This is a genomic window from Alcanivorax profundi (assembly GCF_003597125.1).
GTDB classification, from domain to species: Bacteria; Pseudomonadota; Gammaproteobacteria; order Pseudomonadales; family Alcanivoracaceae; genus Alcanivorax; species Alcanivorax profundi.
Window position 1 is genome coordinate 93,097 of the sequence record NZ_QYYA01000002.1, and the last position, 18,891, is coordinate 111,987.

The 18,891-nt window shown below is 58.2% G+C and carries 18 protein-coding genes and 2 tRNA genes; 4 read left to right on the plus strand and 16 right to left on the minus strand.

What is annotated here, in order from left to right:
- The first annotated feature begins 35 nt into the window (after positions 1-35).
- Genes tatA through tatC form a run of 3 tightly spaced genes read left to right on the plus strand, consistent with a single transcriptional unit; the run spans position 36 to position 1,379 of the window.
- The gene (gene tatA, locus D4A39_RS05705; protein WP_022985306.1) at positions 36-263 is read left to right on the plus strand and encodes a Sec-independent protein translocase subunit TatA; all 228 of its coding nucleotides are present in this window, start codon (positions 36-38) and stop codon (positions 261-263) included.
- A 17-nt stretch (positions 264-280) separates the two neighbouring features.
- Positions 281-646: a Sec-independent protein translocase protein TatB gene (gene tatB, locus D4A39_RS05710; protein WP_022985307.1), complete on the plus strand. Its 366-nt coding sequence runs from the start codon at positions 281-283 to the stop codon at positions 644-646.
- Entirely contained in the window at positions 639-1,379 is a 741-nt protein-coding gene (tatC, locus tag D4A39_RS05715; protein WP_022985308.1) for a twin-arginine translocase subunit TatC, read from the plus strand. The genes tatB and tatC overlap by 8 nt, the downstream gene beginning before the upstream one ends.
- A 485-nt stretch (positions 1,380-1,864) precedes the next feature.
- On the opposite strand, the gene pnp is transcribed toward tatC, so the two are convergent.
- From pnp to rlmE, 15 genes are all read right to left on the minus strand, one after another.
- Positions 1,865-3,958, minus strand: a complete 2,094-nt coding sequence (pnp, locus tag D4A39_RS05720; RefSeq protein ID WP_022985309.1) for a polyribonucleotide nucleotidyltransferase — start codon at positions 3,956-3,958, stop codon at positions 1,865-1,867.
- A 238-nt stretch (positions 3,959-4,196) separates the two neighbouring features.
- Entirely contained in the window at positions 4,197-4,466 is a 270-nt protein-coding gene (gene rpsO / locus D4A39_RS05725; RefSeq protein WP_022985310.1) for a 30S ribosomal protein S15, read from the minus strand.
- 94 nt (positions 4,467-4,560) lie between these two features.
- Positions 4,561-5,478 (minus strand): tRNA pseudouridine(55) synthase TruB, encoded by a 918-nt coding sequence (gene truB, locus D4A39_RS05730; RefSeq protein ID WP_119917687.1) that lies wholly within the window; start codon positions 5,476-5,478, stop codon positions 4,561-4,563.
- Between the two features lie 12 nt (positions 5,479-5,490).
- The gene (gene rbfA, locus D4A39_RS05735) at positions 5,491-5,901 is read right to left on the minus strand and encodes a 30S ribosome-binding factor RbfA (protein ID WP_119917688.1); all 411 of its coding nucleotides are present in this window, start codon (positions 5,899-5,901) and stop codon (positions 5,491-5,493) included.
- 24 nt (positions 5,902-5,925) lie between these two features.
- Entirely contained in the window at positions 5,926-8,613 is a 2,688-nt protein-coding gene (infB, locus tag D4A39_RS05740) for a translation initiation factor IF-2 (protein WP_022985313.1), read from the minus strand.
- A 64-nt stretch (positions 8,614-8,677) separates the two neighbouring features.
- Positions 8,678-10,180 (minus strand): transcription termination factor NusA, encoded by a 1,503-nt coding sequence (gene nusA, locus D4A39_RS05745; protein WP_022985314.1) that lies wholly within the window; start codon positions 10,178-10,180, stop codon positions 8,678-8,680.
- A gap of 35 nt (positions 10,181-10,215) precedes the next feature.
- Positions 10,216-10,671: a ribosome maturation factor RimP gene (rimP, locus tag D4A39_RS05750; protein WP_022985315.1), complete on the minus strand. Its 456-nt coding sequence runs from the start codon at positions 10,669-10,671 to the stop codon at positions 10,216-10,218.
- Positions 10,672-10,871: 200 nt separating this feature from the next.
- Positions 10,872-10,948: transfer RNA gene (locus D4A39_RS05755), tRNA-Met, on the minus strand.
- A 261-nt stretch (positions 10,949-11,209) separates the two neighbouring features.
- Positions 11,210-11,295, minus strand: a tRNA-Leu gene (locus D4A39_RS05760).
- Positions 11,296-11,309: 14 nt separating this feature from the next.
- Entirely contained in the window at positions 11,310-11,750 is a 441-nt protein-coding gene (secG, locus tag D4A39_RS05765) for a preprotein translocase subunit SecG (RefSeq protein WP_022985316.1), read from the minus strand.
- Between the two features lie 27 nt (positions 11,751-11,777).
- Entirely contained in the window at positions 11,778-12,530 is a 753-nt protein-coding gene (gene tpiA, locus D4A39_RS05770; RefSeq protein ID WP_438502571.1) for a triose-phosphate isomerase, read from the minus strand.
- Between the two features lie 101 nt (positions 12,531-12,631).
- Complete coding sequence (gene glmM / locus D4A39_RS05775; protein ID WP_022985318.1) at positions 12,632-13,966, minus strand: phosphoglucosamine mutase; 1,335 nt, start codon at positions 13,964-13,966, stop codon at positions 12,632-12,634.
- Positions 13,966-14,811: a dihydropteroate synthase gene (folP, locus tag D4A39_RS05780; RefSeq protein WP_022985319.1), complete on the minus strand. Its 846-nt coding sequence runs from the start codon at positions 14,809-14,811 to the stop codon at positions 13,966-13,968. Before folP ends, glmM begins: the two co-directional genes overlap by 1 nt.
- 176 nt (positions 14,812-14,987) lie before the next feature.
- On the minus strand, positions 14,988-16,895 hold the full coding sequence (gene ftsH / locus D4A39_RS05785; protein WP_022985320.1) for an ATP-dependent zinc metalloprotease FtsH: 1,908 nt from the start codon (positions 16,893-16,895) through the stop codon (positions 14,988-14,990).
- 133 nt (positions 16,896-17,028) lie between these two features.
- Entirely contained in the window at positions 17,029-17,655 is a 627-nt protein-coding gene (gene rlmE, locus D4A39_RS05790; RefSeq protein WP_022985321.1) for a 23S rRNA (uridine(2552)-2'-O)-methyltransferase RlmE, read from the minus strand.
- A gap of 291 nt (positions 17,656-17,946) precedes the next feature.
- Between rlmE and D4A39_RS05795 the strand changes: the two genes are divergently transcribed.
- On the plus strand, positions 17,947-18,261 hold the full coding sequence (locus D4A39_RS05795; RefSeq protein ID WP_022985322.1) for a YhbY family RNA-binding protein: 315 nt from the start codon (positions 17,947-17,949) through the stop codon (positions 18,259-18,261).
- A gap of 101 nt (positions 18,262-18,362) precedes the next feature.
- On the opposite strand, the gene greA is transcribed toward D4A39_RS05795, so the two are convergent.
- Entirely contained in the window at positions 18,363-18,839 is a 477-nt protein-coding gene (gene greA / locus D4A39_RS05800) for a transcription elongation factor GreA (protein ID WP_031226429.1), read from the minus strand.
- Between the last annotated feature and the right edge of the window lie 52 nt (positions 18,840-18,891).

The window sequence follows — 18,891 nt, forward strand, 5'->3', positions numbered from 1 at the left end:
GCGTTACAGGGACAACATTTCTGGAGTAAAGCATCATGTTTTCCGGCATCAGCATCTGGCAGTTACTGATCCTCCTCGCCATCGTCGTCCTGTTGTTCGGCACCAAGAAACTGCGCAACATGGGTGGCGATCTGGGTGGCGCCGTGAAGGGCTTCAAGAACGCCATGAAAGACGGCGAAGAAGAGCAGGACCAGAAACGCCTGGCTGAAAACGAAAAGACCCAGGCAGATCAAAAAACCGAAAAGGACAAGGATCAGGCCTGACCTGAAGCGAGGCGTCCATGTTCGATATCGGTTTTACCGAACTCGCCCTGATCTTCGTGATCGGATTGGTAGTGCTCGGCCCGGAACGCCTGCCCACCGTGGCCCGCACCCTGGGCCACTGGATGGGGCGTGCCCGTTCCACCTTCAATAATCTGAAGAATGAACTGGAACGCGAAGCCGTGACCCTGGACATGCGCGAGCGCATGGAAAAACAGATGCGGCAGATGGGGCTGGACGAAGACAGCATTCGTGAAGCCAAAGAAAGCCTGCTAAGCCCGGAACAGATCCACAAGGCGCGCCAACCTGCCAGCAAGGAAAACCGCATCCACCCCGATCCTCCCCAGGATGAAGACCAAGGCCAGGAACCACCCCGCAATGACTGACGCCAGTAACGATCCCGGCCAACCCCTGATCGCGCATCTGCTGGAATTACGTAACCGTCTGCTCAAAGCCATGGCAGTCGTGTTCGTGATTTTCCTCTGTCTGTTCTACTTTTCCCGCGAGCTCTACACCCTGGTGGCAAAGCCCCTCATGGATGCCATGCCGGACGGCACCAGCATGATTGCTACCGGTGTCGCCGCGCCGTTTCTGGCGCCGTTCAAACTGACACTCTACCTCAGTGTGTTCGCTGCCATGCCGTTCATTCTGCATCAGGGGTGGGCGTTTATAGCTCCCGGGCTATACAAGCACGAAAAGAAACTGGCGATTCCGCTTCTGGGCAGCAGCATCCTGCTGTTCTACGCCGGCGCCGCCTTTGCGTATTTCGTGGTCTTCCCGCTGATGTTCCAGTTCTTTACCGCCATCGCGCCGGAAGGCGTGGCCGTAACCACCGACATCAGCAGTTATCTGGACTTCGTACTGGCCCTGTTCCTGGCATTCGGCCTGGCCTTCGAACTGCCCATTGCCATTGTGCTGCTGGTCGCCACCGGCGCCACCACGGTGGAAAAACTGGCCAAGGCCCGCGCCTATGTGGTGGTGGGCTGCTTTGTACTGGGCATGCTGCTGACCCCACCCGATGTGATCAGCCAGACCTTGCTGGCCATTCCCATGTGGTTCCTGTTCGAGATGGGCCTGCTTGCGGCAAGACTGGTAGAAAAACGTCCTGCCCAGTCCTAACAATGCCTTTGCCTGACCCGGAATGCGCCGCCACCGAGCGTAGCGAAGGAACGTACGCAGGGCGGCCCGAAGGGTGAGCGGAGCGAATAACCGGCGCTCCTACGGCAAGCAGGGAAGAGTTAATCAGGCTTTTCCCTCAAATCTGCGAAGAACCCCCAAAAAAGGTTCATTGCGGGTTTCCGGGAAAGTCCAATTTAATCCCCGCCCTTGCCGTAGGAGCGTCGCTGGCGGCGCGATCCCAGACCAGGAAACAAAAGCACTTTCACAACAGAGGGCACAGCGTTCACTGAGGAAGGCGGTTTTCCTCTGTTGGCCCTTTCACCCTCTGCGGTAAATCAGTCTTTAACCACGTGGGTTATCGCGCCGCGAGCGACGCTCCTACAGCAAGGGGGCTTTTCTGTAACCTATTCCCCGCTAATCCGCGATGAACCAAAAAAAGGGCCGGCAAATGCCGGCCCCTTCTATACTTCTGGAAGCGGGTCTAATCAGTCTTCCTTGGCTTCCTTCATGGACAGCTTGATACGGCCACGCTGATCCACGTCGAGGACTTTCACCTTGATGATGTCACCCTCGTTCACGTAGTCGGTCACCTTCTCCACACGCTCTTCAGCAATCTGGGAGATGTGCAGCAGACCTTCCGTGCCCGGCATGATGGCAACGAAAGCACCAAAATCAACCACACGGGTGACCTTGCCTTCGTAGATCACGCCCACTTCTGCTTCAGCGGTGATCTCTTCAACACGACGTACCGCTTCATCCGCTTTTTCACGGGTTTCACCGTAGATCTTCACGCTGCCATCGTCCTCGATATCGATGGTACAGCCGGTTTCCTCGGTCAGCGCACGGATGGTCGCACCACCTTTACCGATCACGTCACGGATCTTGTCCGGATTGATCTTCAGGGTCAGCAGGGTCGGTGCATTCTCGGATACCTGGGTACGGGACGCGCCGATGGCCTTGGACATTTCACCAAGGATATGGAGACGACCGGCGTTAGCCTGTTCCAGCGCCTTCTCCATGATCTCTTCGGTGATCCCTTCGATCTTGATATCCATCTGCAGGGCAGTCACACCGCGTGCGGTACCGGCCACCTTGAAGTCCATGTCGCCCAGGTGATCTTCGTCACCGAGGATGTCAGACAGTACCGCGAAACGGCCGTCTTCTTCCTTCACCAGACCCATGGCGATACCCGCCACCGGTGCAGTCAGGGGAACACCGGCATCCATCAGGGCCATGGAAGTGCCACACACGGACGCCATGGAAGAGGAACCGTTGGATTCGGTGATCTCGGAGACCACACGAATGGTGTAGGGGAAATCCTGCACGGTGGGCAGTACTGCCTGCACGCCACGACGGGCCAGGCGACCGTGACCGATCTCACGACGCTTCGGAGAACCGATCATGCCGGTCTCGCCCACGCAGTAAGGAGGGAAGTTGTAATGCAGCATGAAGTGATCCTGACGGGATCCTTCCAGCGCGTCGATGAACTGGGCATCACGCATACCGCCCAGGGTCGCCGCCACGATGGCCTGCGTCTCGCCACGGGTGAACAGGGCAGAACCGTGGGTCTTGGCCAGATTGCCGACCTGACAGTCGATGGCGCGCACCGCATCCAGGGCACGGCCGTCGATACGCGGCTTGCCGGATACAACCGCTTCACGCACCACGTTTTTCTCGATCTTGCCGAACAGCTCTTTCACTTCGCCCGCTTCTGGCGCGCCTTCTTCACCGGTAGCGAATTCGGCCACACAAGCGTCACGCAGCTCGCCGACTTTGGCGTAGCGGGCCATTTTCTCGGTAATTGTGTAGGCCTCGGCCAGACCAGCTTCGAACTTGGCCTTGATGGCATCTTTCAGCTCAGTGTTTACGGCCGGAGCAGTCCACTCCCAGGCAGGGGTGCCCACTTCGGCAGCGAACTCGCGAATGCCCTGGATGACCGGCTGCATTTCCATGTGGCCGAACAGTACTGCACCCAGCATCTGGTCTTCAGACAGCTCTTTGGCTTCGGATTCCACCATCAGTACGGCGGGCTCGGTACCGGCAACCACCAGATCCAGAGCGGATTCGGCCAGCTCTGCGTAGCTCGGGTTGAGGATGTACATGCCATCCTTGAAGCCGACGCGGGCCGCACCGATGGGGCCACTGAACGGGATACCGGAAATTGCCAGAGCCGCAGAGGTACCAATCATGGCAGCGATGTCTGGATCGTTTTCCTTGTCCACGGACATCACGGTCGCCACGACCTGCACTTCATTCATGAAGCCATTGGGGAACAGCGGACGGATCGGACGGTCGATCAGGCGGCAGGTCAGGGTTTCTTTCTCACTCGGGCGACCTTCACGCTTCAGGAATCCACCGGGGATACGGCCGGCTGCGTAGGTCTTTTCCTGGTAATTCACGGTCAGCGGGAAGAAGTTCTTGCTGGGGTCGGCTTCTTTCTTGCCCACCACGGTGACCAGCACTTCGGTGGCACCGATGCGCACCATGACAGCGGCGGTGGCCTGGCGGGCGATTTGCCCGGTTTCCAGGATGACCGTGTCACGGCCGAACTGAATCTCTTTGGTGATTTTATTGAACATATCTCGTCTCTTCTCTCTTCACGACAATCTTCGAGGCCCATGCCTCTGACAACATCTTCTTTCGCTCGCGCATCATAACCCGCTAGCCCGCAGGGCGGAAATCGGCGTGAGCCGATCCTCGCCAAAAACATCGCTTGCCAGCAAGCGACCGCAGGGGGAGGGAATTGTGCCCCTCCAGAAACAACAAAAGCCCGGCGGAGCCGAGCTTCTGTTGCGGTTACCCGATCTGCACAGCCTGTTAGCGACGCAGACCCAGCTTTTCGATCAGCTGGAGGTAACGAGTGCGGTCTTTCTTGGCCAGGTAGTCCAGCAGCTTACGACGCTGGTTTACCATGCGGATCAGGCCGCGACGGCTGTGGTGATCCTTCTTGTGGTCCTTGAAGTGACCTTGCAGGCCATTGATGTTGGCGGTCAGCAGTGCAACCTGCACTTCCGGAGAACCGGTATCGCCTTCTTTCTGGCCGTGCTCTTTCAGGATTTCCGCTTTCTGTTCTACGGTCAAAGCCATGGTTTTGCTCCAATATGCACAATGAATGTCACGGTCAGCCATGCATATTTATAGCTGCCGTCGGGTTTTCCAAGCCGGTTACCGCAAGGGCAACTCAGTTTGAAACCAGTCGACGCGGCGCAATTCGCCCGTCTTCCAGCACCTCACCGACGCCCAAAAACTCGCCGCTGGATGCCTTGTAAACACTGACCCAGCCATCCGCCGGACGGTCTGAGGCCATCACTGGCTGACCCTGCTGAATGTAATAGGCAGCATTGTCACCCAGTTCAACGCGCGGCCAGTCTGCCACGCTGGTTGATAAAGGCAAGAGCAGTTCGTCGATTGCCTCGAACCCGCCCTCGGCCTTGATATTGCCCAGTTGCTCCAGGGTCAGCATCTTTTCCGCCGGATAGGGCCCCGCCGACAAGCGGTGCAGAACGGTGACATGGCCGCCACAGCCCAGCTTGTCTCCGGTGTCTTCCACCAGCGAACGCACGTAAGTGCCCTTGGAACAGTCCACCTCGAATTCCAGCTCATCGCCTTCGATGCGCAGAATCCGGATGTCATAAATGGTCACCGCGCGAGGCTTGCGCTCTACGGTCTTGCCTTCCCGCGCCAGCTTGTAGAGGGGAACCCCCTCATGCTTGATCGCCGAATACATGCTGGGAATCTGCTCGATATCCCCCATGAAAGACATCAGCGCATCTTCGATATCCGCTGCGGAGGCCGTGACCTCAGTGGTCTTCACCACCTCACCATCGGCATCACCGGTTTCCGTGGTGACACCCAGTTTGGCCGTGACCCGGTAGCTCTTGTCGGATTCCAGCAGGAACTGGCTGAATTTGGTCGCTTCACCAAAACAGATTGGCAGCATACCGGTGGCCAGGGGATCCAGGCTGCCAGTGTGGCCCGCCTTGGCGGCAGCGAACATCTTCTTCGCCATCTGCAGAGCACCGTTACTGCTCACGCCGGTCACTTTATCCAACAACAAAATGCCGCTGATATTGCGGCCACGGGGACGACGTTTTGCCACCGGAGTGCTCCGTTAATCCTGCTCGGGTTGGTCGTTGTCCGGACGCAACTCCCGGTCTTCCGCGCGGACATCGTCAATCAGACGAGACATCTTCGCGGCGTTTTCCGGGGTCATGTCATAGTGGAAACGCAACTTGGGGGTGGTGCGGGTATTCAGGCTCTGAGCCAGGCTACTGCGCAGAAAGCCACTGGCCTTTTCCAGCACCTTCTCGGCTTCTGCCCCTTCTTCTTCACCTTTGCCCAGCAACGTGAAGTAGACATCGGCAAAAGACAGGTCCCGGGAGACCGTCACATCCTGCACGGTCGCCAGGTTCACCCGCGGGTCTTTGACTTCAAACTGCAGCAACCGGGACAGCTCACGCTGGATCTGGTCCGCGATACGGTCGGTGCGGTTAAACCCCTGCGGGCGACGATGACGACTCATGGCAGTTGCGGCCGGGCACGCCCCTTACAGGGAGCGCGCCACCTCCTTCACTTCGAAGACCTCGATCTTGTCGCCTTCCTTCACGTCGTTGTAGCTCTTCACGGCAATACCACATTCCATGCCGTTGCGAACTTCCGGCACGTCGTCCTTGAAACGACGCAGGGATTCCAGCTCGCCTTCGAAGATCACCACATCGTCGCGCAGAACGCGGATCGGGCGGTTTCGGTACAGGGTACCTTCGATCACCATACAACCGGCCACGGCACCGAACTTGGAAGAACGGAACACGTCGCGGACCTGGGCAGTACCCAGAATCTCTTCGCGTTTCTCCGGTGCCAGCAAGCCGCTCATGGCCTGCTTCACATCGTCGATCAGCTCATAGATCACGCTGTAGTAACGCAGGTCGATACCTTCCTGCTCACACAGCTTCTTGGCCTTGGAATCGGCACGGACATTGAAGCCCAGCAGTACCGCTTCACTGGTCATGGCCAGGTTTACATCGGATTCGTTGATCGCACCCACGCCGGCAGCAACCAGGTTCACCTTCACTTCGTCGGTGCCCAGATCATGGAGAGCACCCTGCAGCGCTTCCAGAGAACCACGAACATCCGTCTTGAGAACGATGTTCACGGTGCTGGCTTCGGCGCCACCCATGTTGGCAAACAGGTTTTCCAGTTTGGAAGCCTGCTGACGCTTGAGCTTCACATCGCGGTCGCGCTCCTGACGGAACTCGGCTACTTCACGGGCCTTGCGCTCGTCAGACACCACCTGAACCTGTTCACCCGCTTCCGGTGCACCGTCCAGACCCAGCACTTCCACCGGAATGGAAGGACCGGCACTCTTGATGGGTTGGCCATTCTCATCAGCCATGGCACGGACGCGGCCGAAGTGGGCCCCCGCCAGCAGCATGTCGCCGATATTCAGTTGACCGGCCTGCACCAGGATAGAGGCCACGGTACCGCGACCTTTCTCAATACGGGATTCGATCACCACACCGGTCGCCGGGCCAGTGGCAGAGGCCTCCAGCTCAAGCAGTTCGGATTGCAGCTGGATGGCATCCAGAAGCTCATCAACACCCTCACCGGTATGGGCAGAGACGTTAATGAACTGGTAGTCACCGCCCCACTCTTCGGGGATCACGTCCTTGGCCGCCAGCTCGTTCTTCACACGATCCGGATCAGCCTGTTCCTTGTCGATCTTGTTGACCGCAATGATGATCGGTGCACCAGACGCTTTCGCGTGGTTAACTGCTTCTTCGGTCTGCGGCATGACACCGTCATCCGCTGCCACCACGATGATGACGATATCCGTAGCCTTGGCACCACGGGCACGCATGGCCGTAAAGGCGGCGTGACCCGGGGTATCCAGGAAGGTAATCATGCCCTTCTCGTGGTCCACGTGGTACGCACCGATATGCTGGGTAATACCACCCGCCTCACCGGCCGCTACCTTGGCCTTACGAATGTAATCCAGCAGCGAGGTCTTGCCGTGGTCAACGTGGCCCATAATGGTCACGACCGGCGCGCGCTGAGACAGCTCGGCACCGTCACGGTTAACCATGGTTGCCAGGTGATCTTCCAGTACCTCTTCTTCACCCTTGCCGGCAACGGCCTTGTGGCCCATTTCTTCTACCAGCAGGATGGCGGTTTCCTGGTCGATATGTTGATTCACGGTGGCCATTTCGCCCATCTTCATCAAGGACTTGATCAGTTCCTTGGACTTGATGTTCAAGCGTTGGGCGAGATCGCCTACGGTAATGGTTTCCGGGACTTCAACTTCCAGAATCTTTTTCTCCGTCGGGGCTTTGAATCCGTGCGCCTTGTTCATGGAGCTCTTCATCTGACCATGAGCAACACCGGCAGCCTTCGGCTTGCGACGACGACGACGGGACTGACGCTCTTCACGCTGATAGCTGGCCTCCTGGGCCGCCACCACGATGGAAGAACCATCGTCCACTTCCTCTTCTTTCTTCTCGGGCTGGTCACCACGCTGCTCCAGTTCGGCAGCGATACGGGCCGCTTCTTCAGCGGTGCGACGGGCAGCCTCTTCCTCGGCCTTTTTACGGGCTTCGGATTCTTGCTTGCGCTTGGCTTCTTCTGCCTCACGCTGCTTTTTCTCTTCCTCTTCGCGCTTGGCCTTTTCTTCCGGCGTTTCTTCTTTGGCCGGCTTCTTGGCTGCTGCAGTCTTCGGCACAGCAACGCGTTTGGCCTTCTCTTCCGCTGCTTTTTCTTCAGCTGCCTTGCGGTCAACTTCTGCAGCGGCCTTGGCCTCTTCCTCTTTCTTGCGGGCGACTTCTTCTTCCGCCTGACGCTTGGCTGCTTCTTCTGCCTCGCGTTTTTCCTGTTCGGCCTTCAGTGCCGCCTCTTCAGCCGCTTTGCGCTCGGCTTCCTCGCGGGCTTCCGCTTCCAGCACTTCACGCTTCACGTAGGTGCGTTTCTTGCGCACTTCCACGTTTACGGTCTTGGCTTTACCCGCCGCACCGGTGGTCTTGATGGTACTGGTGGACTTGCGCTTGAGGGTGATTTTCTTGCCCTCAGGTTCCGCGGCACCATGAGACTTGCGCAGATGCGCCAGCAGCTGCTGCTTCTGTTCACCGGAGACCTCTTCGCTGGCGTCCCCATGTGGCAAGCCCGCTTCCTTCATTTGAGAAAGCAGTTTCTCAACGGGCATACCTACGGTTTCGGCCAGTTTCTTTACGGTCGTTTCTGCCATGTCAGCAACACTCTCCTGTCCGCTCTATGGTGCCTGCACTGCCTCAGCCGGAAAAATACGGCTGTTATTCCCCGTCTTCGTTTTCGAACCAGGGAGCCCGGGCGGTCATGATCAGTTGCGCAGCGCGCTCCTCATCCAAGCCTTCAATTTCGAGCAGGTCATCCACCGCCTGTTCGGCGAGATCTTCCATCGTGACGATGCCACGGGAAGCCAGTTCCACAGCCAACTCACGATCCATACCTTCCATGCTCAGAAGGTCGTCCGCAGGCTCGGCTTGTTCAAATTTCTCTTCAGATACCAGTGCCTTGGTCAGCAGGGCATCTTTGGCACGCTGGCGAAGGGCTTCGACGATATCCTCGTCAAACCCGTCAATAGCGAGCATCTCTTCTTCCGGCACATAGGCCACCTCTTCCAGCGTGGAAAAGCCTTCTTCCACGAGCACGCCGGCGATATCTTCGTCCACGTCCAGCTCGTTCATAAAGGTTTCCAGCGCCTGAGCAGCTTCTTCCTGCTGCTTGTTCTCGGCGTCGTCCAGCGTCATCACGTTCAGTTCCCAGCCAGTCAGCTCGGAAGCAAGACGGATGTTCTGGCCACTACGGCCGATGGCCTGTGCCAGGGCGGACTCATCTTCCACCGCGATATCCATGGCGTGGCTTTCTTCGTCCATCACGATGGACGCCACTTCCGCCGGCTGCATGGCATTGATGACCAGCTGTGCCGGGTTGTCGTCCCACAGGACAATATCGATACGCTCACCGGCCAGCTCGTTGGAGACCGCCTGGACACGCGCACCGCGCATACCCACACAGGCGCCCACCGGGTCGATCCGCTGATCGTTGGTCTTCACCGCAATCTTGGCGCGAGAACCCGGATCGCGGGCAGCGCCCTTGATCTCAATCAGCTCTTCACCGATTTCCGGCACTTCGATTTTGAACAGCTCGATCAGCATTTCCGGGCAGGCACGGCTGGCAAACAGCTGCGGGCCACGGTTTTCTTCGTTCACACCCAGCAAGTAGGCGCGAATGCGATCGTTCTGACGCACCGCTTCACGGGGAATCATGTGCTCACGCGTAATCAGCGCTTCTGCGTTACCGCCCAGGTCCAACACGATGGAATCACGGTTGGCCTTCTTCACGGTACCGCTGACCAGGTCACCAATACGGTCACGATATTCTTCAATGATCTGGCGACGCTCGGCTTCACGAACCTTCTGAACAATCACCTGCTTGGCAGTCTGGGCCGCAATACGACCGAATGCTTCGGACTCGATCTCTTCTTCCCAGGTGTCGCCGATCTGCAGGGAGGTATCCTGCTCGTGGGCTTCATCCAGCGTCAGCTGCTTGCCGAATTCATACAGATCTTCGTCGGGCACCACATGCCAGACACGGAAAGTGCGGGAATCGCCGGAAACACGGTCGATGTCCACACGGATTTCCACGTCTTCTTCCTTAAAACGCTTCTTGGTTGCCGCCGCGAGAGCCAGTTCAATAGCCTCGAAAATTACATCGCGGCTAACGCCCTTCTCGTTTGAAACGGTTTCCGCTACCAGCAGGATCTCTTTGTTCATGGCCAGGCCTTTACAAAGACAAGGTTCTCTCAGGCTTAATCGAAGCGCGGCTGAAGCCGGGCACGATCAACCTGACCGTAAGGAATACGCAGGGTTTCGCCATCCAGCTCCACCACCAGCGTTTCACCATCCACAGCCACAATGGCTGCGGTCAATTTGCGCTTGCCTGCAATCGGTGCCAGCAGCTTGAGCTGGACATCTTCACCGATGTAGTCGGCATATTGCGCAAGTTCAAACATGGGACGATCCATGCCCGGAGAGGACACTTCCAGGTTGTACTCCCCGGAAATTGGATCTTCCACATCCAGCACGCCGCTGATCTCGTGACTCACCGCCGCACAGTTATCTACCGTAATGCCGTCTTCATGGTCGATAAACACACGCACAACAGCTCCGCGCCCCTGGATGTATTCCACACCCCAAAGCACGAAGCCGAGATCTTCCACTACCGGTGCAAATAGCGCCGTTAACTGTTCTACGCGTTTCGACATGCCTTTTCCGACATTACTCCCGAAGAAATGGTTGCTTCAGGTACAAACAAAAAATGGGCCTGGGGACATCACCGACGACTGCAGGACAACACGCAACCGACCGCACATCCACCGCCCATTCCACTGTCGCGGATAACAAAAAGCCCCTGCTAGAGGGGCTTTTTGTCCGCTTTGGATCAACCGAAGCTGATCCTTCTAAGTGGTAGCGGGGGCAGGATTTGAACCTACGACCTTCGGGTTATGAGCCCGACGAGCTACCAGACTGCTCCACCCCGCAATAAACCTTGTGCCCTTTAAAGCCCGATGCACCAGGGCTCTGGTTCAGCATTCTGAACCGTGACTTGCTGCGCCTGTGAGCGCTGCAAATCACCTCAAAACCGAGCGCAAATACTACTTAGAGTGCTTTGCGCTGTCAAGGAGACTTCGTGAAAAAAGTATTTATTTTTCGAAGCCTTAGCATCAGGAAAAGCCGCTTAACCTGATGCTTTCTTGACCAGATGGAGACATTGAAATTCAGCGCCATCCATCTTTCCCAAATTGGTGCCGAAGGCCGGACTTGAACCGGCACGAGCGAAGCTCACTACCCCCTCAAGATAGCGTGTCTACCAATTCCACCACTTCGGCAAAGAACGCTTAACTTACTGCGCCGGCTGAGGCACCTCAGCCGGGGACGCGGATTCTACATCAGCTTGCGGCTGATCTGAAACTTCTTTTTCAGAATTCTCACCGATTACCGCAGGAACCTCGCTCGCCGCTGCCGGCAACTCCACCTGATCGGCAGGCGCAGGAACATCCGCCTGCTCTTCGATGGTTTCCAGTTCAGGCAGATAGGTACGCGCCCCTTCCGCCTCCTGGCGTGCCATCCAGGCCAGCACCAGGCTGGTCACGAAGAACACTACCGCCAGCACGGCAGTCGCACGAGTCAGAAAATTGGCAGAGCCCGCGCTGCCAAACACAGTCTGGGAGCCACCACCACCGAATGAGGCGCCAGCATCGGCACCCTTGCCATGCTGAATCAGGACCAGACCAATCAGGCCCAGGGCCGCCAGCACATGTACTACGTGAACGACGATATCCATAGTTACTCTATATTTTCATTGGTTCCGCTATTCCGCCGCCCGGCAGATAGCAAGAAAACTGTCGGCAGTTAACGATGCCCCACCAATCAGACCCCCATCGATGTCTGACTGGGCAAACAGAAGGGCGGCATTATCCGCCTTTACACTGCCGCCGTAAAGCAACGGCAGGGAAGCGGCAATATCCGCACTGTAAGACGCCACTGTTTGGCGCAGCGTGGCGTGCACTTCCTGTGCCTGCTCCGGGCTCGCCGTCATGCCGGTACCAATGGCCCAGACCGGCTCATAGGCGACGACGGCTCGGGCAAACGCCTCAATCCCTGCCGCATCGATCACCGCCTGCAACTGCCCACATACTACCGCCTCGGTCTTGCCCGCCTCCCGCTCTTCAAGGGTCTCGCCGACACAGAGAATCGGCACCAGCCCTTCTGTCTGTGCACGAGCAAACTTCGCCGCGATCAATGCATCGGTTTCGCCATACAGGGCGCGCCGCTCGGAATGCCCGATAATCACATAACCACAACCCGCACCGGCCAGCATCGAGGCAGACACCTCACCGGTATAGGCCCCCTCCTCCTGATCACTGAGATTCTGCGCCCCAATGGCGACATGACCAGCAAACAACTCCCTGGCCTGGGCCAGAAAAGGAAACGGCGGACAGATCACCATCTGCGCCGCACCGTCATATCCCGCCAGGGCCGCTGCCATACCCTCAACCAGGGAAGGATCGCCATTCATCTTCCAGTTGCCAGCAACAAGCGGCGTTCTTTTGTTCATGTGCATTCCTTGATTACCCGGCGACACCCATGCCGCCGCTCTTCCCCCGGCACACAAAGTGCCAGCCTGATCATTACGTGAGCCATCCACCTGGACGCCAGTCACCCTTAGGCGATGGCACCCTCTACGACATCCGCCAGCTCGCGGCAGAGCGTTTCTACCTGTTCGGAATCCTTGCCTTCAATCATGACCCGCACCAGCGGTTCCGTGCCGGACGGACGCAGCAAAATACGACCATTCCCCGCAAGTTTTGCCTCGGCATCGGCCACCGCGGCCTTGACCGCCGGCAGCGCCTCAAATCCATCGCGATTAGGCCCACGCACGTTGATCATTACCTGCGGCAGCATTGCCACATCGGCCACCGCCTCGGCAAGGCTATCGCCCCGGCGGGCCAGGGCCGCCAGCACCTGCAAGGCAGAGACAGTGCCGTCACCGGTAGAGGTTCGATCGAGACAGACCAGGTGCCCCGAGGACTCGCCACCAATCAACCAACCACGTTGATCCAGCTGCTCCATCACATAGCGGTCACCGACCTTGGCGCGCACAAATTCCACACCAAGCGTCTTGAGCGCCAGCTCCAATCCAAAATTGGTCATCAGTGTGCCAACCACACCCTCGACCGCAGCGCCACTCTCCTTGCGATCACGGGCGATCACATACAGGAGCTGATCACCATCTACCAACTTGCCTGTGTGATCCACCATGATCAGGCGATCCGCATCGCCATCCAGGGCAATCCCCAAGTCCGCCTTTTCCGCGACCACCCTTTCCTGCAGCTGCTCGGGATGAGTAGAACCGCACTCACGGTTGATATTGAATCCATCCGGCTGATGAGCGATGGCGATCACTTCCGCCCCGAGCTCCTCCAACACCGCTGGCGCGATGTGGTACGCCGCGCCGTTAGCGGTATCCACCACCACCTTCATGCCTTTCAAATCCAGTCCAGGCGTGGTGCTTTTACAGAACTCGATGTAGCGGCCACGGGCATCATCAATACGACGTACCTTGCCGATCTGGTCGGTGGCCACCACCGACATTTCCTCATCGAGAAGCCTCTCGATCTCCTGCTCAATCGCATCGTTGAGCTTGCGGCCGTCCGGGCCAAAAAACTTGATCCCGTTATCGGTATAGGCATTGTGTGAAGCCGAGATCACGATGCCCGCCTGGGCAGACAAGGTGCGCGTCAGATAGGCAATCCCCGGAGTCGGCAGCGGCCCCAGCAAGCGCACATCAATCCCTGCAGCAGAAATCCCCGCCTCCAGAGCAGACTCAAACATATACCCGGAGATACGGGTATCCTTGCCGATCAAAATCTTGCTACCACCGCGTGCCGCCAAGACCTTACCGGCCGCCCAGCCAAGCTTGAGCACAAAATCCGGAGTAATCGGAAACTGCCCCACCGTGCCGCGCACCCCATCTGTGCCGAAATATTTACGCGCCATTACTGTGACTCCTTTCCCGCTTCGCGGACTGCATGCGCAAAACGCACAGCGTCCACGGTTTCCTTAACATCATGGGCGCGTACGATTCTGGCGCCACGCTCCACACACATTACCGCCGCCGCCAGGCTCCCTGGCAGCCGCTCATCGACCTCACGCCCCAACACCCTGCCAAACAACGACTTGCGGGACACACCGATCAGGACGGGCAATGCCAACGATTGCAACGCATTCATTTGCTGCATCAACGTGAGATTATGCGCTACGGTCTTGGCGAAACCGAAACCAGGGTCCACCAACAAACGTTCGCGCAGAATCCCCGCCCGCTCACATTCCTTCACCCGGGCCTCGAGAAATGCCACCACCTCGGCGGTGACATCCTCATAACGAGGATCATCCTGCATAGTGCCCGGCTCACCCTGCATATGCATGAGACACACAGGCAGATCCGTGGCCGCCGCGGCCGCCAGCGCTCCGGGGCGCTGAAGAGAGCGCACATCATTGATCAACCCGGCCCCCACCGCAGCACTGTCACGGATCACCGCCGCTGTACTGGTATCCACGGACACCAACGCCCCCAACTCCCGCGCCAACGCCTCGACAATGGGCACCACGCGATCCAGCTCTTCCTGCTCGGTCACCGGCGCCGCCCCGGGACGAGTGGATTCGCCCCCCACATCAATGATGGCGGCCCCATCAGCCAGCATGCGTTCAGCCTGGCGCAACGCCGCATCACGCTCGTTAAAGCGGCCACCGTCAGAAAAGGAGTCGGGAGTCACGTTCAGGATCCCCATCACCACGGGGGCTGACAGATCCAGCGTGCGGGCACCACAGGGAAGTCGGGTCATCGCAAAGCCACCAGAAAATTCATCAATAGGATACTACGGGACCTGTCGCCTGAATCCAGACCAATGCAACACGCCATACGCAATAAGACGCGCCTTGATTGAGGGCTTTGGGGACCGTAAAAGATCAGAAACAACAACGCCGTGCGTCAACCCGTGACGCACGGCGTGTCTGACTATCAATGATTGTTGGCAGGGCCGCCAATAGCGTCATCACCCGGCTTGGGATCACCGGTCGCTGCAGCACCGTTGCCCGGCCCCTGATCACGCCAGTCTTTCGGCGGGCGCGGCTTGTGACCGGACATGATGTCTTCGATCTGGTCGGCATCAATGGTCTCGTACTGCATCAAAGCATCCGCCATCAAGTCCAGCTTGTCCCGGTTATCTTCCAGGATCTGCTTGGCGCGGCCATAGCAGCTATCAATGATGGCGCGCACTTCCCGGTCGATTTCTTCTGCGGTCTGCTCGGACATGGCCTTGCGCTGGGACATCTGCTTGCCGAGGAACACTTCACCTTCTTCTTCCTCGTAAGCCAGTGGGCCCAGTTTTTCGCTCAAGCCCCACTTGGTCACCATCGCACGGGCCAGCTTGGTGGCACGTTCAATATCGTTGGATGCACCGGTCGTGACACCATCAAAACCCAGTGTCATCTCTTCCGCCAGACGGCCGCCGTACAAGGAGCAAATGGAGGACTCCAATGCCCGCTTGGACTGGGAGTATTTGTCCTCTTCCGGCAGGTACATGGTCACCCCCAGGGCACGACCACGAGGAATAATGCTCACCTTGTAAACCGGATCATGCTCAGGCACCAGGCGCCCTACGATGGCATGCCCGGCCTCATGGTAAGCCGTATTCAGTTTTTCTTTCTCGTTCATGACCATGGAACGACGCTCGGCACCCATCAGGATCTTGTCCTTGGCCTTCTCGAACTCTTCCATGGACACCATGCGCTTGTTGGCACGGGCAGCGAACAGGGCAGCTTCGTTGACCAGGTTGGCCAGATCCGCACCGGAGAAGCCAGGGGTGCCACGGGCAATCACCGCAGGCTCCACGTCGTCGGCAATCGGCACCTGACGCATGTGCACTTTCAGCACCTGCTCTCGGCCGCGGATATCCGGCAGCGGTACGGTCACCTGACGGTCGAAACGACCAGGACGCAGCAGCGCCGGATCCAGCACGTCAGGACGGTTGGTGGCCGCAATCACGATGATGCCTTCATTGCCGTCGAAGCCGTCCATTTCCACCAGCAGCTGGTTGAGGGTCTGCTCACGCTCATCGTGACCACCGCCCAAACCCGCACCACGGGAGCGACCCACAGCGTCAATTTCATCGATAAAGATAATGCAGGGTGAATGCTTCTTGGCCTGTTCGAACATGTCACGAACCCGGCTGGCACCGACACCCACGAACATTTCCACAAAGTCAGAGCCTGAGATGCTGAAGAACGGCACCTTGGCTTCACCCGCAATAGCCTTGGCCAACAAGGTCTTACCGGTACCCGGAGAGCCCACCATCAGCACACCACGGGGGATCTTGCCGCCCAGGCGCTGGAACTTGGCCGGGTCACGCAGAAACTCCACCAGCTCCTGCACTTCTTCCTTGGCTTCTTCCACGCCTGCCACATCGGCAAAGGTGGTCTTGATCTGGTCTTCACCCAGCAGCTTGGCCTTGGATTTACCAAAGGTCATGGGGCCGCCGCCGCCCTTGCCGCCACCCTGCATCTGACGCATGAAGAAGATAAAGATGGCCAGGATCAGGAGGATCGGCAGCACAGACAGGAACAGACGCATCAGGAAGCTGTCGCGCTTGGGTTCGGTCCCTTTCACCTCGACACCGTTCTGGATCAGGGTCGGCATCAGGTTGGTGTCCAGGGTCGGCGGCTTGATCGTGGAGAACCGGCTACCATCACTGTAGGTGCCGGAAATATCACTCTCACCGATGGTCACCGCCTGCACACCGCCGCTTTCCACCCGGGAAATAAAGGTGGAATAAGGGATGTCGCTATTGGCAGGCTGATTGCTGATGCTGGATGCCACTACATAAAGCACGCCGGCAATTACCAGCCACAGCACAATATTCTTGGTCATGTCGTTCAAGGGAGACCTCGATCAATTCCTGGCGCATCTGCGCACACTTGCGAACCTGTACCTTACACCATTTATCAATGGCAGCGTAATGCCGGTTCGGACAGCAAAAAGCCGGTTTTACAGCTTTTACGCTCTACTTCAGGCCCACCGCCAACTGGTAGACCTCGGTGGATCGGGCACGGCTTGCGGCCGGCTTGCGGGTAATCACCTTGCGAAAGCGTGATTGCAGGGCGCGGCGGTACTCCTCAAACCCCTCTCCCTGGAATACCTTGACCAGAAACAGGCCATTGGGTTCCAGCACCCGCTCCGCCATCTCCAGCGCCAATTCCGCCAGATACATGGCTCGCGGCTGATCCACACCACTGTTACCACTCATATTGGGGGCCATATCCGACATTACAAGGTCTACCTTGCGATCCCCCACCGCCGCCAGGATCTGCTCGTAGACGTCATCTTCCCGGAAATCACCTTGAATGAAGGTCACATCCGGCAGCGCATCCATCGCCAGGATGTCGCTGGCAATCACCGTCCCCTTGCCACCGATGAGCTGCCCGGCCACCTGGCTCCAGCCGCCAGGCGCCGCCCCCAGGTCCAGCACCGTCATGCCGGGCCGGAACAGCTTGTCCTTTTCATGCATTTCCAACAGCTTGAAGCTGGCACGGGACCGGTAACCCTGCTCCTGGGCCTTGGCCACCCACTGGTCACTAAAATGCTCCTTGAGCCAGCCCTTGCTGGACTTGGAGCGGCTGGATTTGGCCATGCAAAGAATCTCCTGCCTTTCTTAGGGTGGAAACCGGCGAATGCCGATCTCAACCGGTATCTCGATCAATCATCATAGCGGAGATCGGCATTCGCCGATTTCCGCCCTGCGGGGCACACCGTCTCGAAGGGCGGGGGCGGGTTGCGAAAACCCATCCTCCCCCAGCGGGACTGCCAGGGCTCCGATTTTGCCTATCCAATCCGAAACCCGTGCCTCGCAGCGTCCTCGCCCCTATACCCTCAGCCCGGTTGCTGTAGAATAGCGCTCCACACTCATTCGGAGCCTACCACCGTGCCGCTATCTTCCCAGGACATCAAACGCCTTCGCCGCATTGGCCATCACCTGAAGGCCATCCTGATCATTGGCGACAAGGGTCTCACTGAAAGCGTCCAGGAAGAGCTCAACAGCCGCCTGGAAGATCACGAGTTGATGAAAGTGAAGGTCAACGCCGAAAACCGCGACGACCGGGCCGCCATCGTGCAGACCATGTGTGAACAGAGCGGCGCCGAGCTGATCCAGCGCATTGGCAACATCGCCCTGCTGTACCGGGCCGCCGAAAAGCCCAACCCCAAGCTCTCCAATCTGTTGCGCTACCAGAATACCTGATCGCAACACACCCGACCTGAGGCCCACGCCACCCGCGGGGCCAACAACAAAAAAGGCGACGTATCACGTCGCCTTTTTTGTTGCCTGCGGATCACCCGGGTTCAAATATGCTCGACCTTGTCGACCTCATATTCGTGGGTGCCGCCGGGGGTATCAATCTGCACCACATCACCCTCTTCCCGGCCGATCAGGCCACGGGCAATGGGAGAGTTCACACTCAGCTTGCCTTGCTTGATGTTCGCTTCATCGTCACCCACGATCTGGTAGACCTTCTCTTCATCGGTGTCCACATCGATGATGGTCACGGTGGTGCCGAAGATCACCTTGCCGGTGTTTTCCAGCTCGGTGATATCGATAATCTGGGCCGCCGACAGCTTGGATTCGATCTCGTTGATCCGTCCCTCACAGAACCCCTGCTGCTCGCGGGCAGCATGGTACTCGGCGTTTTCCTTCAGATCGCCGTGTTCGCGCGCTTCCGCAATGGCAGCAGAAATACGCGGGCGATCTTCTTTTTTCAGTTTTTCCAGTTCCGCACGCAGGGCCTTCGCCCCATTGGCGGTCATCGGTACGCGTTGCATAGTTTTCCTCGTCAATTCCATCGAATCGCCCGGAGCACTCAGCTCCGAGCGC

Bases quoted from the DNA above. Each gene is read 5' to 3' on its own strand.
- tatA (WP_022985306.1), top strand. From the start codon at position 36: ATGTTTTCCGGCATCAGCATCTGGCAGTTACTGATCCTCCTCGCCATC.
- tatB (WP_022985307.1), top strand. From the start codon at position 281: ATGTTCGATATCGGTTTTACCGAACTCGCCCTGATCTTCGTGATCGGA.
- tatC (WP_022985308.1), top strand. From the start codon at position 639: ATGACTGACGCCAGTAACGATCCCGGCCAACCCCTGATCGCGCATCTG.
- pnp (WP_022985309.1), bottom strand. From the start codon at position 3,958: ATGTTCAATAAAATCACCAAAGAGATTCAGTTCGGCCGTGACACGGTC.
- rpsO (WP_022985310.1), bottom strand. From the start codon at position 4,466: ATGGCTTTGACCGTAGAACAGAAAGCGGAAATCCTGAAAGAGCACGGC.
- rbfA (WP_119917688.1), bottom strand. From the start codon at position 5,901: ATGAGTCGTCATCGTCGCCCGCAGGGGTTTAACCGCACCGACCGTATC.
- infB (WP_022985313.1), bottom strand. From the start codon at position 8,613: ATGGCAGAAACGACCGTAAAGAAACTGGCCGAAACCGTAGGTATGCCC.
- nusA (WP_022985314.1), bottom strand. From the start codon at position 10,180: ATGAACAAAGAGATCCTGCTGGTAGCGGAAACCGTTTCAAACGAGAAG.
- rimP (WP_022985315.1), bottom strand. From the start codon at position 10,671: ATGTCGAAACGCGTAGAACAGTTAACGGCGCTATTTGCACCGGTAGTG.
- secG (WP_022985316.1), bottom strand. From the start codon at position 11,750: ATGGATATCGTCGTTCACGTAGTACATGTGCTGGCGGCCCTGGGCCTG.
- tpiA (WP_438502571.1), bottom strand. From the start codon at position 12,530: ATGCACATGAACAAAAGAACGCCGCTTGTTGCTGGCAACTGGAAGATG.
- glmM (WP_022985318.1), bottom strand. From the start codon at position 13,966: ATGGCGCGTAAATATTTCGGCACAGATGGGGTGCGCGGCACGGTGGGG.
- folP (WP_022985319.1), bottom strand. From the start codon at position 14,811: ATGACCCGACTTCCCTGTGGTGCCCGCACGCTGGATCTGTCAGCCCCC.
- ftsH (WP_022985320.1), bottom strand. From the start codon at position 16,895: ATGACCAAGAATATTGTGCTGTGGCTGGTAATTGCCGGCGTGCTTTAT.
- rlmE (WP_022985321.1), bottom strand. From the start codon at position 17,655: ATGGCCAAATCCAGCCGCTCCAAGTCCAGCAAGGGCTGGCTCAAGGAG.
- greA (WP_031226429.1), bottom strand. From the start codon at position 18,839: ATGCAACGCGTACCGATGACCGCCAATGGGGCGAAGGCCCTGCGTGCG.